This is a genomic window from Vibrio nigripulchritudo, assembly GCF_027924785.1.
GTDB classification, from domain to species: Bacteria; Pseudomonadota; Gammaproteobacteria; order Enterobacterales; family Vibrionaceae; genus Vibrio; species Vibrio nigripulchritudo.
The window spans coordinates 481,317-493,603 of sequence record NZ_AP027050.1 but is presented as its reverse complement, the minus strand read 5'-3'; the positions used below and the strand labels follow the sequence as shown (position 1 = coordinate 493,603).

13 protein-coding genes are annotated in these 12,287 nt (G+C 48.3%); 9 read left to right on the top strand and 4 right to left on the bottom strand.

The window, feature by feature from the left end; translation table 11 throughout:
• Nucleotides 1-15: 15 nt before the first annotated feature.
• The 3 genes from QMG91_RS20515 to QMG91_RS20505 are packed head-to-tail and all read right to left on the bottom strand — an operon-like array spanning nucleotide 16 to nucleotide 2,866.
• Nucleotides 16-1,320, bottom strand: coding sequence for a TRAP transporter large permease (locus QMG91_RS20515; RefSeq protein ID WP_022590939.1), 1,305 nt, complete (start codon nucleotides 1,318-1,320; stop codon nucleotides 16-18).
• Nucleotides 1,317-1,835, bottom strand: a complete 519-nt coding sequence (locus QMG91_RS20510; RefSeq protein WP_004402461.1) for a TRAP transporter small permease — start codon at nucleotides 1,833-1,835, stop codon at nucleotides 1,317-1,319. Before QMG91_RS20510 ends, QMG91_RS20515 begins: the two co-directional genes overlap by 4 nt.
• A complete protein-coding gene (locus tag QMG91_RS20505; RefSeq protein ID WP_281831819.1) occupies nucleotides 1,835-2,866 on the bottom strand; it encodes a TRAP transporter substrate-binding protein in 1,032 nt (343 codons plus the stop codon). Before QMG91_RS20505 ends, QMG91_RS20510 begins: the two co-directional genes overlap by 1 nt.
• 269 nt (nucleotides 2,867-3,135) lie before the next feature.
• Between QMG91_RS20505 and QMG91_RS20500 the strand changes: the two genes are divergently transcribed.
• The 5 genes from QMG91_RS20500 to QMG91_RS20480 all read left to right on the top strand — a co-directional run bounded on the left by QMG91_RS20500 (nucleotide 3,136) and on the right by QMG91_RS20480 (nucleotide 7,449).
• The gene (locus QMG91_RS20500; RefSeq protein WP_281831818.1) at nucleotides 3,136-4,269 is read left to right on the top strand and encodes a homogentisate 1,2-dioxygenase; all 1,134 of its coding nucleotides are present in this window, start codon (nucleotides 3,136-3,138) and stop codon (nucleotides 4,267-4,269) included.
• A 40-nt stretch (nucleotides 4,270-4,309) separates the two neighbouring features.
• Nucleotides 4,310-5,296 (top strand): fumarylacetoacetate hydrolase family protein, encoded by a 987-nt coding sequence (locus tag QMG91_RS20495; RefSeq protein ID WP_281831817.1) that lies wholly within the window; start codon nucleotides 4,310-4,312, stop codon nucleotides 5,294-5,296.
• A gap of 9 nt (nucleotides 5,297-5,305) precedes the next feature.
• Nucleotides 5,306-5,920 (top strand): maleylacetoacetate isomerase, encoded by a 615-nt coding sequence (maiA, locus tag QMG91_RS20490; RefSeq protein ID WP_045965751.1) that lies wholly within the window; start codon nucleotides 5,306-5,308, stop codon nucleotides 5,918-5,920.
• 110 nt (nucleotides 5,921-6,030) lie between these two features.
• Nucleotides 6,031-6,441 (top strand): hypothetical protein, encoded by a 411-nt coding sequence (locus tag QMG91_RS20485; RefSeq protein ID WP_281831815.1) that lies wholly within the window; start codon nucleotides 6,031-6,033, stop codon nucleotides 6,439-6,441.
• Between the two features lie 126 nt (nucleotides 6,442-6,567).
• Entirely contained in the window at nucleotides 6,568-7,449 is an 882-nt protein-coding gene (locus QMG91_RS20480; protein WP_281831813.1) for a LysR family transcriptional regulator, read from the top strand.
• 5 nt (nucleotides 7,450-7,454) lie between these two features.
• On the opposite strand, the gene QMG91_RS20475 is transcribed toward QMG91_RS20480, so the two are convergent.
• Nucleotides 7,455-8,609 carry a winged helix-turn-helix domain-containing protein gene (locus QMG91_RS20475; protein WP_281832683.1) on the bottom strand — a complete coding sequence of 385 codons (1,155 nt, stop codon included), beginning with the start codon at nucleotides 8,607-8,609 and terminating at the stop codon, nucleotides 7,455-7,457.
• Between the two features lie 194 nt (nucleotides 8,610-8,803).
• Here QMG91_RS20475 and QMG91_RS20470 point away from each other — a divergent pair, with 194 nt between their 5' ends.
• From QMG91_RS20470 to QMG91_RS20455, 4 genes are all read left to right on the top strand, one after another.
• The gene (locus tag QMG91_RS20470) at nucleotides 8,804-10,012 is read left to right on the top strand and encodes an acetyl-CoA C-acetyltransferase (protein WP_281831811.1); all 1,209 of its coding nucleotides are present in this window, start codon (nucleotides 8,804-8,806) and stop codon (nucleotides 10,010-10,012) included.
• Nucleotides 10,013-10,016: 4 nt separating this feature from the next.
• Complete coding sequence (locus QMG91_RS20465) at nucleotides 10,017-10,673, top strand: CoA transferase subunit A (protein WP_281831810.1); 657 nt, start codon at nucleotides 10,017-10,019, stop codon at nucleotides 10,671-10,673.
• Nucleotides 10,673-11,338 (top strand): 3-oxoacid CoA-transferase subunit B, encoded by a 666-nt coding sequence (locus tag QMG91_RS20460; protein ID WP_281831809.1) that lies wholly within the window; start codon nucleotides 10,673-10,675, stop codon nucleotides 11,336-11,338. The genes QMG91_RS20465 and QMG91_RS20460 overlap by 1 nt, the downstream gene beginning before the upstream one ends.
• A gap of 141 nt (nucleotides 11,339-11,479) precedes the next feature.
• Nucleotides 11,480-12,259: an SDR family NAD(P)-dependent oxidoreductase gene (locus QMG91_RS20455; RefSeq protein WP_281831808.1), complete on the top strand. Its 780-nt coding sequence runs from the start codon at nucleotides 11,480-11,482 to the stop codon at nucleotides 12,257-12,259.
• Nucleotides 12,260-12,287: the final 28 nt, after the last annotated feature.

The window sequence follows — 12,287 nt, the reverse complement described above, 5'->3', positions numbered from 1 at the left end:
AGATGTATACCTCAATCAACCACTGTACAACCAATTCGGCAGAGCCAGAGACAACGCTGGGATCAGTGCAATCAGCACCAGACGCAGCATGTCGGCAGTCCAGAATGGGACTATTCCGCGAAATATAGTTTTGGTTTTAATGTCTTTCATTACGCCAGACAATACAAACACATTCATCCCGACGGGTGGCGTGATCAGGCTGATTTCTGTGACTACGACCACCAGAATACCGAACCAGACCAAGTCAAAGCCCAAACTTTGTACAAGTGGGAAGAAAATGGGCACGGTCAGCAGCAACATCGACATGCTCTCGAAAATGCACCCCAGCAAAATGTATATCAGCAGAATCACTGCCATGACCATGAAAGGGGTCATATCCATACTGGTCACAAATTCCAGCAGTGCATCGGTAAAACCTGCACGGTTGATGAAGTTGGAGAAGATCAGCGCTGAAATCACCACACTGAACAATACCGCTGTGGTTTTCGCAGAATCCAGTAACACTTCATGCAGAACCTTCCGGTTAAGCTGACCTTTTAGCCCTGCGATGACTAGCGCGCCTGCCGCACCAATACCCGCCGCTTCGGTTGGGGTAAAGATACCTGCGTATATTCCCCCCATCACTAGCACAAAAAGAGCAATCGTTGAGAAGACGCCTTTCAGTGCCAGCCAGCGCTCGCGCCACGGCAGTTTTTCCATTGGAGGCGCAGAATTCGGATTTCTGAATACCGCCCATCTCACCGCCGCCAGATAAAGCCCGACACCTAACAGACCGGGGATCAGCCCTGCGGCAAACAGCTCTCGAATGCTAGTTTCTGTCAGCAAGCCGTACACCACCAGCATGACACTGGGCGGAATCAATATCCCCAAGGTGCCACCCGCGGCAATGGAAGCGGCTGCAAGGCTGTCCTGATAGCCGTATTTGCGCATTGGCGGCATAGCAACTTTGGACATGGTAGCCGCTGTTGCCAGGCTGGAACCACAGATGGCAGAGAATCCGCCACACGCCAGAATGGTCGCCATCGACAACCCACCTTTCCGGTGACCAACAAACGCATTACTGGCTGCATACAATTCCTGAGAGAGACCAGCTCGATTGACAAGGTTACCCATCAGAACGAAGAGTGGGATCACCGACAGGCTATAATCCTGTCCTGTATCGATGATGCGCCTTGCTGCCATCGAAAGTGTGGCTGTCCAGTTGTAGTCGACCAGAACGCCGAACCCGACAAACCCAACGATGCCCATCGCATAAGCGAGAGGAATGCGGAACAGCACCAACGCGAGAAGAACAGCAAAACCAATTAATGTCACTGTCATGGTTGCTCTCCTTCTGCCGATTGCGCCGACATTGGTCCTTTCTTAGCCAAATACAGCACCGCAAGCAGTAGCGTCATTACCATCGATAGCCATCCGGTTATCGAGATAAAGTACATCACGTAGCCCAGTGGAATAGCCAGAATATCTGTCTCTTCCTCATAAGAAAGAGAGCGAGAGCCTAACCCCCACACTTTCCATGCCACCAGACCAAGAGCAAACGCGCACCCCAGACTGATGACAAACTGGCGCAAATCGATCATCGCACGAGGAAACCAGTCATCCAGTAAATCCACGCAGATGTGTTCTTCATTCCAGGTAATCAGAGGAAAAGCCGCAAACACCACCAATGCCAGTAAAATTTCTACCAACTCTACTCCGCCGGGTAAGGGAGCATTGAAAAAGTAACGCCCGACCACATCAATCACTGTCACCACCAGCATCATTAGTAGTGCGAGTGACGCCAGTACCTCCAGACACCGACGTATTCCTCCTGCAAGATTCAGTACAGGGCTCATTATTCAGCTCCCAGAGACTTAACCTGTTCGCGATAGTAGGTCAGAGCACCCTCTGGGTCGGAGATACGGCGCTTTTTGGCTTTTTTCAGCCAGGCTTTTTCCAAACCTTCTGCATAGGTTTTCGCCTGTGCAATCATTTCCGGTGTTGCTTCCTGAATGTTGCCCTGTTTTGCCAGTGTGTCTTTTACCCCGGCTTCATCTGCCTGATCCATCATTTGTCCAAACAGACGAGACAGCTTCTCGCCAGATACAGACAATAGTGCTTTGCGATCTTCTTCAGACAGACCATCCAGCGTATCCGGGTTCATCAAAATGCTGAAGCTGCCGCGATATAAGCCCCCCGGAAAGGTCACGACATTAGGTGCCACTTCATTTAGGCGGAAGCTTTTGAGGGTTTCGAGTGTAAAGAATGCGCCGTCCACCACTCCTTGCGACAGAGCTTCGTAAACTTTAGTTGGGGGCAGCGCCACTGGGGCAACACCCATGTTCTTACCTATGGTCGACATGACATCGCCCGCAATGCGCATTTTCTTGCCTTTTAAATCATCGAACGTCGACACTTTCTCGCGGGTAATGATCGAGCCGGGTCCATGTACACCAACACCTAACACGACCAGTCCACGGTGTTCTTTCCCCTTTTTCAGGTATTTATCGAACACTCGCCAGTAGGCAATGGAAGCGTCTTCTGAAGACAGGGTGTTATCGAAAGTAGGAATTTCTGGCAACTTAGTCAGTTCAAACCGACCGGGCTTAAATCCGTGGAAAAACCAGGTCACATCACCAATACCATCAGCAATCATATCGGCTTGAGCTGGGGGTGGACCCATATTGTATTCCACTTTGACTTTCACTCGCCCGTCAGTGGCATCGCTTACCCACTGCCCCCACGTTGGCCACACGATCTTGTTAATCCCGTGATTCGGGGATGCCCAAGAACTAATAAGAAGGGTTTTATCCGCAGCAATTGAAGGGAATGATGCACTTACACACACCGTGGCCAGAGCGCCCACAGCCCAGTTTAACTTCCTCATGTCGAACTCCATTTGGTTTCATTTGTAATTTTATTTATAGGTGTTGGTGTTTCCATTTCTCCGAATCAAACCTTAGGTCAATTCGTAACCAACGTTAAAAATACAACCACACGAAAGTATCAAATGCAACAGAAAAGTAACCGATATGATAAATTTTTGTTGATTTAACGGTTAAATGATGGCTAACATACATACAAATTAGTTACATTTGAAACTATAATTCGATCATCAATCTTATAAATTGGTTGTCGAAAACCAAGGAGAAGGTTATGCGTAAATGGTTTTCTTTCCCTTTAAAAGAAGGGGAAGCGTCGGTACAGGCTCACTGTGATTTGCCAGAGAATGCGTTTGAACGTGAAGTGGGAAAAGAAGGCTTTTTTGGTCCGGCTACTCACATGTATCACGAACACGCCCCAACCGGGTGGACAGAATGGGAAGGCGAATTACGCCCTCATGCATTTGATACCAACAAGGTTGAAGTCGATGAAAGCTGTCCGCTTTCTGCGCCTAACCTGCTGGAAAATGCCAATGTTCGGGTCCGGATCTGGAAGACCAGTGAAAGCATGAAACATCTGGTAAGAAATGGTGATGGCGATGACTGCCTGTTTATCCACCAAGGGGAAGGTTCACTGTTTTGCGATTACGGGCATATCCGTTTTAGTGAAGGGGATTATCTGGTGATCCCAAGATCTACATCATGGCGAATAGAAACCGAAGATCAGGTCGTGATGCTAATGATAGAAGCCACCAACAGCTCTTATATGAGTGCGGATCGCGGTATGGTGGGCGATCATGCCATCTTCGACCCGGCGGTATTGGTTCACCCGAAAATCGATGATGCATTCAATCGCCAGAAAAGCAGCAATGAAAGCTGGAAAGTGCACATCAAAAGCCGCAACAAATTAAACCGTGTGACTTATCCGTTTAACCCACTCGACGCCGTTGGCTGGAAAGGCAACCTAACCGTGTTTCGCCTGAACTGGCGCGAAATTCGCCCGTTGATGAGCCACCGCTACCATTTGCCACCTTCCGCCCATACTACATTTGTGGCAGACGGTTTTGTTATCTGTACCTTTGTCCCTCGCCCGATCGAGACCGATCCGGGTGCGCTTAAAGTGCCGTTCTACCACAACAACGACGACTACGATGAAGTGCTTTTCTATCACAAAGGTGACTTCTTCAGCCGAGACAATATTGATGCTGGCATGATCACACTCCACCCCTGCGGTTTTCCACATGGCCCGCACCCTAAGGCATTAGCCGCAAGCCAGAGCAACCCTAAAAAGGAAACCGATGAAGTGGCAGTCATGATAGATACTCGGATCCCACTGGATATGACAGACACTGCCAAGTCGGTAGAAAACCCGGATTACGTTTATTCCTGGCGCACCCCGGCCAAGTAAATAACCTATAACAACATCATAAAATTGAGGAGAACACTGGATGAAACTCGCATCACTCAAGCACGGAAGAGACGGGAAACTGGTCGTTGTGTCTCGCGACCTGACGCATGCTGCGCTGGCAACAGATATTACGCCTACCCTTCAATCTGCTTTGGACAACTGGACAGAAATTTCGCCTAAGCTGGAAGCTCGCTATCAGGCACTGAACGCAGGCGAAGTTCCAGAAGCCTTTCAGTTCAACGAGCAAGATTGCGCTTCCCCACTCCCCCGTGCCTTTCAGTGGGCTGATGGCAGTGCATATGTAAATCACGTCGAGCTGGTTCGCAAGGCAAGGGGCGCAACCATGCCGGAAAGCTTCTGGAGCGACCCTTTGATGTACCAGGGGATGTCAGATGGTTTTCTCGGTCCCCGTGAAACAATTCAACTCGCTGATGATAAATGGGGTTGCGATTTTGAAGGTGAAATTGCGGTCATCACCAACGATGTACCGATGAGCACCCAACCTGAAAACGCAGAAAAACACATCAAGCTACTCATGCTGGTTAACGATGTGTCGCTGCGCAACCTGATTCCGGGTGAACTCGCCAAAGGGTTTGGCTTCTTCCAGTCAAAGCCAGCTTCAGCATTTTCGCCCGTAGCCATCACACCTGATGAACTGAATGACGCATGGAGCGAAGGTAAGGTACATCTCCCACTTCATGTTCACCTTAACGGCGAAAAATTTGGCTCACCAGAAGCTGGGGTAGATATGACATTCAACTTCCACCAGCTTGTTGCTCATGTTGCGAAAAGCCGACACCTTGCTGCGGGCACCATCATTGGTTCTGGTACTGTTTCCAACATTGATCGCAGCAAAGGATCATGCTGCTTGGCAGAAAAGCGTATGCTTGAAATCATTGATTCAGGTGAGGCTTTAACTCCGTTTATGACGTACGGTGATAGAGTGGAAATTGAAATGTTCGATAAAGACGGCAATTCATTGTTCGGAAAGATTGATCAAACGGTTGCCAAATATCAATTGGATTAAGGAAAACCAATGAAACTGTACGATTACATTCGTTCCAGTGCGGCATACAGAGTGAGGATTGCTTTGAACCTAAAGGGGGTGGACTGCGAGTCTATCCCTGTTTCTTTGCTGGATGGTGATCAGAAAAGTTCAGAGTATCTGGATGTGAACTCGGCAGGATTAGTGCCCGCCTTAGAAACGCAGGGCAACATCATCACTCAGTCTTTGGCCATCATCGAGTACCTTGATGAACTCTACCCAGAGCTTCCACTTTTACCTGAGCACCCGGTTGAAAGAGCACAATGCCGCGCACTGGCTTACGATGTTACCTGCGACATTCACCCGCTAAACAACCTCCGCATACTGAAACACCTGACTAGTGAATTGGGGCACAGCGAGGAAGAAAAAATGGCATGGTATCACCATTGGTTAAAAGAAGGTTTTAATGGCTTGGAGCAAAAGCTGTCTAAATCTGATTCAACTTTCTGCTGTGGTGAGAGCCCAACGCTTGCCGATATCTGCCTGATACCGCAACTCTTTAACGCGCACCGCTTCGAGTTCAATCTGGCGGCGTACCCAAGGCTGAAAGAAATAGAGAGCAACTGCCTTGCCCTATCAGCCTTTTCGGATGCGAGCCCGAAGTAAGAATTTAAATTGAAAACGTCTACACCTGATCGCAAAACAGCATGGTTAGTTAAAAGCCATGCTGTTTTTGATTTAGAGTAACGCTCCATAAAAATGACTTTGGAATTGTGATGAAAATTGCCTTTGCTACATCGCTCATTATCTTGTTCGCAGGATTTTCCGCACCAAGTGTTTTTGCATCACAGATTAGCTGTGCGCTATTAAACGAAGGTTACTTACAGGGCGAAGGAAAGATGGTTATTGCCAAACCTGTCGCTCTAAAGCCCGACTATAAATCAGAAAGCTATTCGCTATTTTCATACCCAGATATTGAAGTTTCGTTAGCGAACGCAGTCGTTGTTGAACATTCCGTTTCTAAGCCGTTTGTCAGTGCGTTTAACACTATCATCAAGAGAAACGATGAAGTGCTCATAACACGAAGTTCAATTCGGGAACAAAGCGAAGGCAGTATGTCGTCTCACATTACACTTCGAAAAGGTAATAACAAACTTCTTATCACGTGCGATTCTATCCCCCAATAACCGTTTTTTACGCCCTGCTTTGCAGGACTGAACACCACTCAAATTCACATTTTCACTCTCTTCTGAACCAAGAATTCGCAGTTTCGTTTAAAGTCCAGATAAAGGTTTCAGTATCTAGGGTCTGATATGCTCGACAAAATGGCGTTCTTTGTTTCGGTAATTCGCACTGGCTCTATTTCGGCAGCTGCCAGAGAATTTGAACTTTCTGTATCGGCTGGGAGCCGTTGGTTGCAGGAACTGGAACAACACTTTGGGATGACGCTGTGCCATCGCTCCAACCGGCTGCTCACTCCCACCCCAGCAGGTCAGACTCTGTTTGATGAATTTGCTCCAATTGTCGATAACACGGAACAAATTCGTCGCAAACTGGAAGGTTTTCAAAGTGAAACCAATGGGCATATCAATGTGGCTTGTACTCCTGTGTACGCCAACCACTTCTTAATGGACAAAATTTCTGAGTACATGAAAACGCACCCCAAAGTAACATTCAACCTGAATGTGACCCCCTGGGCGTTGGATTATTCTGATAAAGCAGATCTCATCATCAGCGCAAACGCCCATTATCAGGGATACCGAGACAGAGACGTTCACCTTGTCCGCCGAGAGTTGATGTCCGATCCTTTTATTCCTGTCGCCTCACCGAAATATCTTGAGAAACACGGTAAACCAAACGATCCGACCGATATATCCGAACACCAGTGCCTGTTCGCAACCACGCTGACAGGCAGTAACGACTGGATATTCAAAAAAGATAAAGAGACTCTGATTGTCAAAGTGCCAAAATCGCTGGAGGTGAACGACAGCGATTTATTGTTGCAGGGCGTGTTGAAAGGAGCGGGCATTGCCTATCTGCCGGAATTCATTGTTCAGCCCAAACTGGAAACAAGGGAGCTGGTTCAGCTATTAGAAGAGTACCAAACCAGCCAGTGGAGCCTTAACCTGTATTATCAGCCTCAGCATAAGGCTTCCCCAGCCGCCAAACTGTTTAAGTCATTCTTGCTGGAGTAGCAGGCTTACCTGCACTCCGAGATCTTACAGATTTTAAAGTGTTCGCATTGATTGAACGCACTAAAGCTCGCTAGCTCTTGCTCCAACGCCTCCAGAAAATCCGCTTTCTTTTTGAGCGAAGATTCGAGAAATAAATGAAGCACATTTAGTGTCGCGGTTTTTTTATCGACTTTACAGTCAGCTCTTGCGACAAGCGAACCATTCCAGAGAATGGGTAGACAGAAATACCCGTACTGGCGCTTGCCTTCAGGGACATAGCATTCAATCAAGTAATCGAAATTGAACAAAGTACTGGCGCGCTTTCTTTGGATCAGCAGATTATCGAACGGCGACAGGATTTTCGCTTGCTTGCGGTTAAGCCTAGCGTCTAGCAAAGACAGAGACTCCGAAAGCCCCCAAAACGAGCTCCCTTCTACGTCCACCTCAACAATCAACCGTTCTTCATTCAATTGCTGAATGGCACTGACCACCTCTGTTTTTACGTTTTTGAGTAGGTAAACAAACTCGGGAATGGTCCCTAAACCGTGGGCTTTCAGGTAGTTCAGAACCAGAAACCGCGCGTGTTCTTGAGGAGAAGGAACAGAAACATCAATATCAGACGGCAACACGCGCTCAGTGAGGTCATACACTTTTTGAAAACCTCGACGCTCGGGAATCATTAAATCCCCCTGCATAAAGAGATACTCAAGCGCTCGTTTGGCGGGTTTCGCGCCCCAACCGTTAATTTTGGTGCCTTTTGATTCGAAATCTTTTGCGAGTAAAGGTCCCTCTTCCTGAATACGTGTAATCACGTGGTTCATTAACTTGTGGTCTTTCTTATACCAGTGAGCTTGCTCGCCAGATTTGATGGCGACTTTGCGTGGCAAAGTATAACGATAGTTCTTCATCGGAAGGAAAGAAGCAGCGTGTGACCAGTATTCCACCACTTTTTTGTCGGCTATCAGTTTATCGAGATGCTCCGGTCGGTATTTAGGGTTTCGGCTCCACAATACGTGGTGATGCGCCCTCTGAACCACCGAAATAGTATCAATCTGTACGTAACCGATTTGCTCCATCACATTCAGTGTGTGGGCAGGAGAGTTAGACTTAGGAGACTTGGGCGGTAACCCTTGTGAAAGTAATGCGAGTTTTCGGGCTTGGGGTTTGGATAACGACATCATATCCCGACATTCCCCAGATGTTCTAAACACATTATTCTTAAATTCCTTTTCAAATTCTGGCTTTCTTTTTTTGAATCCCTAGTAGACCTCGAAGTTTGCAAATATGCAAAGTGGCTTTGAATTTCTGCTTGTAACACCTACATCAATAACTTCCCTACACTGGAAAAAATACGATCCGGAAGAAGGGAAATCAGATGGAACCCATTTATATCGTCGCTGCGAAGCGTACCCCTATAGGCAATTTCAACGGAGGGTTATCCTCACTCAGTGCGGTTGAACTTGGCGCACATGCGATGAAAGCGGCTATTGAGCAATCAGGTATTGCCCCCGACAAAATAGATGAAGTGATCGTCGGGAATGTGCTCTCCGCAGGCAATGGAATGGGAACGGGAAGACAAGCCTCGATCCACGCTGGGATCCCGTCATCAGTCCCGGCTTATACCCTTAACATGATTTGTGGCAGTGGCATGAAAGCCCTGACCGATGCCGCCAGCCATATTCGTGCGGGTGATTGCGAAGTGGTGATGACCTGCGGTATGGAAAGCATGTCCAACGCCGGGTTTGTGCTTTCTGGTGATAATCGCCGCGGGCACCGCATGGGGCATCAAACGGTGGTCGATACGATTTTAAAAGACGGTCTGACCGATGCTTTTCATGATTACCCTATGGGTATCACGGCAGAAAACATTGTCGATAAGCTTGATATATCACGCCAGCAGCAGGACGAATACGCTCTCAGCAGCCAGCAAAAAGCCATTAAAGCTCAAGACCAAGGGCGCTTTGATGAAGAAATTGCCCCCGTCACCATTGCCACTCGCAAATCCGAAATCACCATAGCGAAGGATGAATTTCCCAAGCGCGACTGCACTCTAGAAAAGCTGGGCGGTCTTCGTCCTGCTTTCGATAAACAAGGCAGTGTAACGGCTGGCAATGCCTCAGGGATTAATGATGGCGCATCCGCTATTTTGCTGGCTTCCGCCAGTGCGGTGAAAATACACAACCTGATGCCGCTGGCTGAGTTGGTGGAATACGGTCAGGCTGCCATTGAGCCAGAAGTAATGGGGCTTGGTCCTGTTAACGCCATTGCCAATACGCTGCGAAAAGCCGATATGTCACTCGGGCAGATAGACTGTTTTGAGCTCAATGAGGCTTTTGCTGCTCAGTCACTTGGCGTGATTAAACAGCTTAGCGAGCAACATGATGTATCGGAACACTGGATAACTGAACGCAGTAACCCAAATGGTGGAGCCATAGCACTCGGTCACCCCATTGGGGCTTCTGGTAATCGCATTGTCACCACCTTGGTTTACCAGCTAAGAAGAGACAATAGCGAATTCGGTCTGGCGTCTTTGTGTGTTGGTGGTGGCATGGGCACCGCTGTGATTGTGAAACCATGTAGGTAAGCCAATGAAAAAAAGCATCGACAAACAAGGCGTTGCCTCACTGCTCAAAGACGACATGACCATCATGATTGGTGGCTTTATGGCGACAGGTGCGCCAGAAGGTTTGATAGGCCTGCTTATCGAGAATGACATCAAAGGCATCACCCTGATCAGCACCGACACTGGTTATCCGGAACACGGCGTCAGCCGACTGATCGCGCAAAAGCGAGTAAAAAAGCTCTACGCTTCCCACATCGGGTTAAACCCTGAAACCGGTGCACAGATGAATTCGGGTGATTTGGAAGTTGAACTTGTTCCTCAGGGTACTTTAGCGGAAAGGATAAGAGCGGGCGGGGCTGGCTTGGGTGGAGTATTAACCCCGACTGGGCTGGGTACCTTAGTAGCAGAGGGAAAGAGAACAGTAGAAGTTGATGGGGAAACCTTTCTGTTAGAAACCCCACTTAAAGCTGATCTGGCTTTGATTCGTGGCTCCAAAGTCGATACACGTGGCAATGTCTTCTACAACAAAACCACTCAGAACTTTAACCCTATCATGGCGACCGCCGCAGAGACCGTGATTGTTGAAGCCATAGAGCTGGTGGAGATTGGCAGCATACAGCCGGAAGCCATTCATACTCTGAGCTTGTACGTCGACCACATCTACCAGAAAGAGGCATCCTGATGAGCATATCCAAACAGGCAATCAGACAACGCATCGCCAAGCGTGTAGCCCAAGAGTTTAACGACGGTGATGTGGTGAACTTAGGCATTGGTTTACCAACACTGGTTGCCAATGAAATCAGCCCGGAAATAGAGATTCTCTTTCAGGCTGAAAACGGTTTACTCGGTATTGGTGAAATGGCGGATGAAACCAATAAAGACTGGGATTTGGTTAACGCCGGTGCCCAATACATCACCGCTGTTGAAGGGGCTGGGTATTTTAATAGTGCCGACTCGTTTGCCATTATCCGCGGTGGACATGTCGATGCCACCGTTTTGGGTGCACTAGAAGTGGACGAGCAAGGCAACCTGGCCAACTGGATAGTGCCGGGGAAAATGGTGCCGGGAATGGGAGGGGCAATGGATCTGGTGGTCGGGGCGAAAAAGGTCATCATTGCCATGGAGCACACCGCCAAAGGCAAACCCAAACTTCTTAAACAATGTACTCTTCCTTTAACCGCCACTGGTCAGGTCGACATGGTGGTGACAGAACTGGGGGTATTTGAAATCACTTCTCAGGGAATGGTCATGACTGAAATCGCTGAAGGTGTCCGTTTCGATGAGGTTCAGAGCCAGACTGAAGCCCCGCTTATTCCTTCCCCTTCGATGAAAATCATGAACGGCTGACCGCTCCAATTGTCATCATTCCATAACCAAGTTGCGCCATTTGCTAGCGAGTTGTCGTCTTTCGCTAGTGAGTGGCGCGATTGGAATGGCTAAGATACTCCTACATCAACGAACAACGCATTCGACATTAGGAGACACATCATGGCAAACACAGCACTTATCACAGGCGCATCAGGCGGTATTGGTTTGGAACTGGCGAAGATTCACGCAGAAAAAGGCGGCGATGTCGTTTTGGTGGCTCGCTCCAAAAACAAGCTAGAAAACCTCGCCTCTGAACTCAAGCAAAGCCACAAGGTTGAGGTGCATGTGATTGCCGAAGACCTGTCTCAGCCAGATGCCGCTAACAAGGTTTTTGAGCAGACAGAATCTCTGGGCTTGCAGATTGACACCTTAATCAATAACGCTGGTTTTGGTGGTCATGGGCTTTTTCATGAACGAGAACTTGCTGCCGAGCAGTCGATGGTTCAAGTCAATATCACCACATTGATGAACCTCAGTCACCTGTACCTAAAAGGCATGGTGGAACGTAACCAAGGGCAAATCCTGAACGTTTCTTCCACTGCTTCCTTTATTCCCGGACCACTTCAGGCGGTCTACTACGCGACAAAAGCCTTCGTGACGTCTTTTTCACAGGCATTGGCAGAAGAACTTTCAAACACCAAAGTGACCGTTACCGCACTTTGCCCGGGGGCAGTCGCCACTGGTTTTGTAGCTGCTGGCGACCTTGAAGGCGTGGATGTATTCAAGAACGCTAAGTCACCTCGTTCCGTCGCGGAATGTGGCTACACTGCGATGGAAAAAGGTGAACTGGTGGCTTTCAATGAGGGCGGGCTTAAGTTTATGCTAAATTGGATCACCCCATTTTTGCCGCGTAAAACAGTATTGAAGCTGTCGCGCAAAACCATGGAAAAGACCGCTTAATACAACGCCATTAATAAGAGAGAAAACA

Excerpts from the sequence above, each read along its gene's own strand:
- QMG91_RS20515 (WP_022590939.1), bottom strand. The coding sequence starts at position 1,320 with ATGACAGTGACATTAATTGGTTTTGCTGTTCTTCTCGCGTTGGTGCTG.
- QMG91_RS20510 (WP_004402461.1), bottom strand. The coding sequence starts at position 1,835 with ATGAGCCCTGTACTGAATCTTGCAGGAGGAATACGTCGGTGTCTGGAG.
- QMG91_RS20505 (WP_281831819.1), bottom strand. The coding sequence starts at position 2,866 with ATGAGGAAGTTAAACTGGGCTGTGGGCGCTCTGGCCACGGTGTGTGTA.
- QMG91_RS20500 (WP_281831818.1), top strand. The coding sequence starts at position 3,136 with ATGCGTAAATGGTTTTCTTTCCCTTTAAAAGAAGGGGAAGCGTCGGTA.
- QMG91_RS20495 (WP_281831817.1), top strand. The coding sequence starts at position 4,310 with ATGAAACTCGCATCACTCAAGCACGGAAGAGACGGGAAACTGGTCGTT.
- maiA (WP_045965751.1), top strand. The coding sequence starts at position 5,306 with ATGAAACTGTACGATTACATTCGTTCCAGTGCGGCATACAGAGTGAGG.
- QMG91_RS20485 (WP_281831815.1), top strand. The coding sequence starts at position 6,031 with ATGAAAATTGCCTTTGCTACATCGCTCATTATCTTGTTCGCAGGATTT.
- QMG91_RS20480 (WP_281831813.1), top strand. The coding sequence starts at position 6,568 with ATGCTCGACAAAATGGCGTTCTTTGTTTCGGTAATTCGCACTGGCTCT.
- QMG91_RS20475 (WP_281832683.1), bottom strand. The coding sequence starts at position 8,609 with ATGATGTCGTTATCCAAACCCCAAGCCCGAAAACTCGCATTACTTTCA.
- QMG91_RS20470 (WP_281831811.1), top strand. The coding sequence starts at position 8,804 with ATGGAACCCATTTATATCGTCGCTGCGAAGCGTACCCCTATAGGCAAT.
- QMG91_RS20465 (WP_281831810.1), top strand. The coding sequence starts at position 10,017 with ATGAAAAAAAGCATCGACAAACAAGGCGTTGCCTCACTGCTCAAAGAC.
- QMG91_RS20460 (WP_281831809.1), top strand. The coding sequence starts at position 10,673 with ATGAGCATATCCAAACAGGCAATCAGACAACGCATCGCCAAGCGTGTA.
- QMG91_RS20455 (WP_281831808.1), top strand. The coding sequence starts at position 11,480 with ATGGCAAACACAGCACTTATCACAGGCGCATCAGGCGGTATTGGTTTG.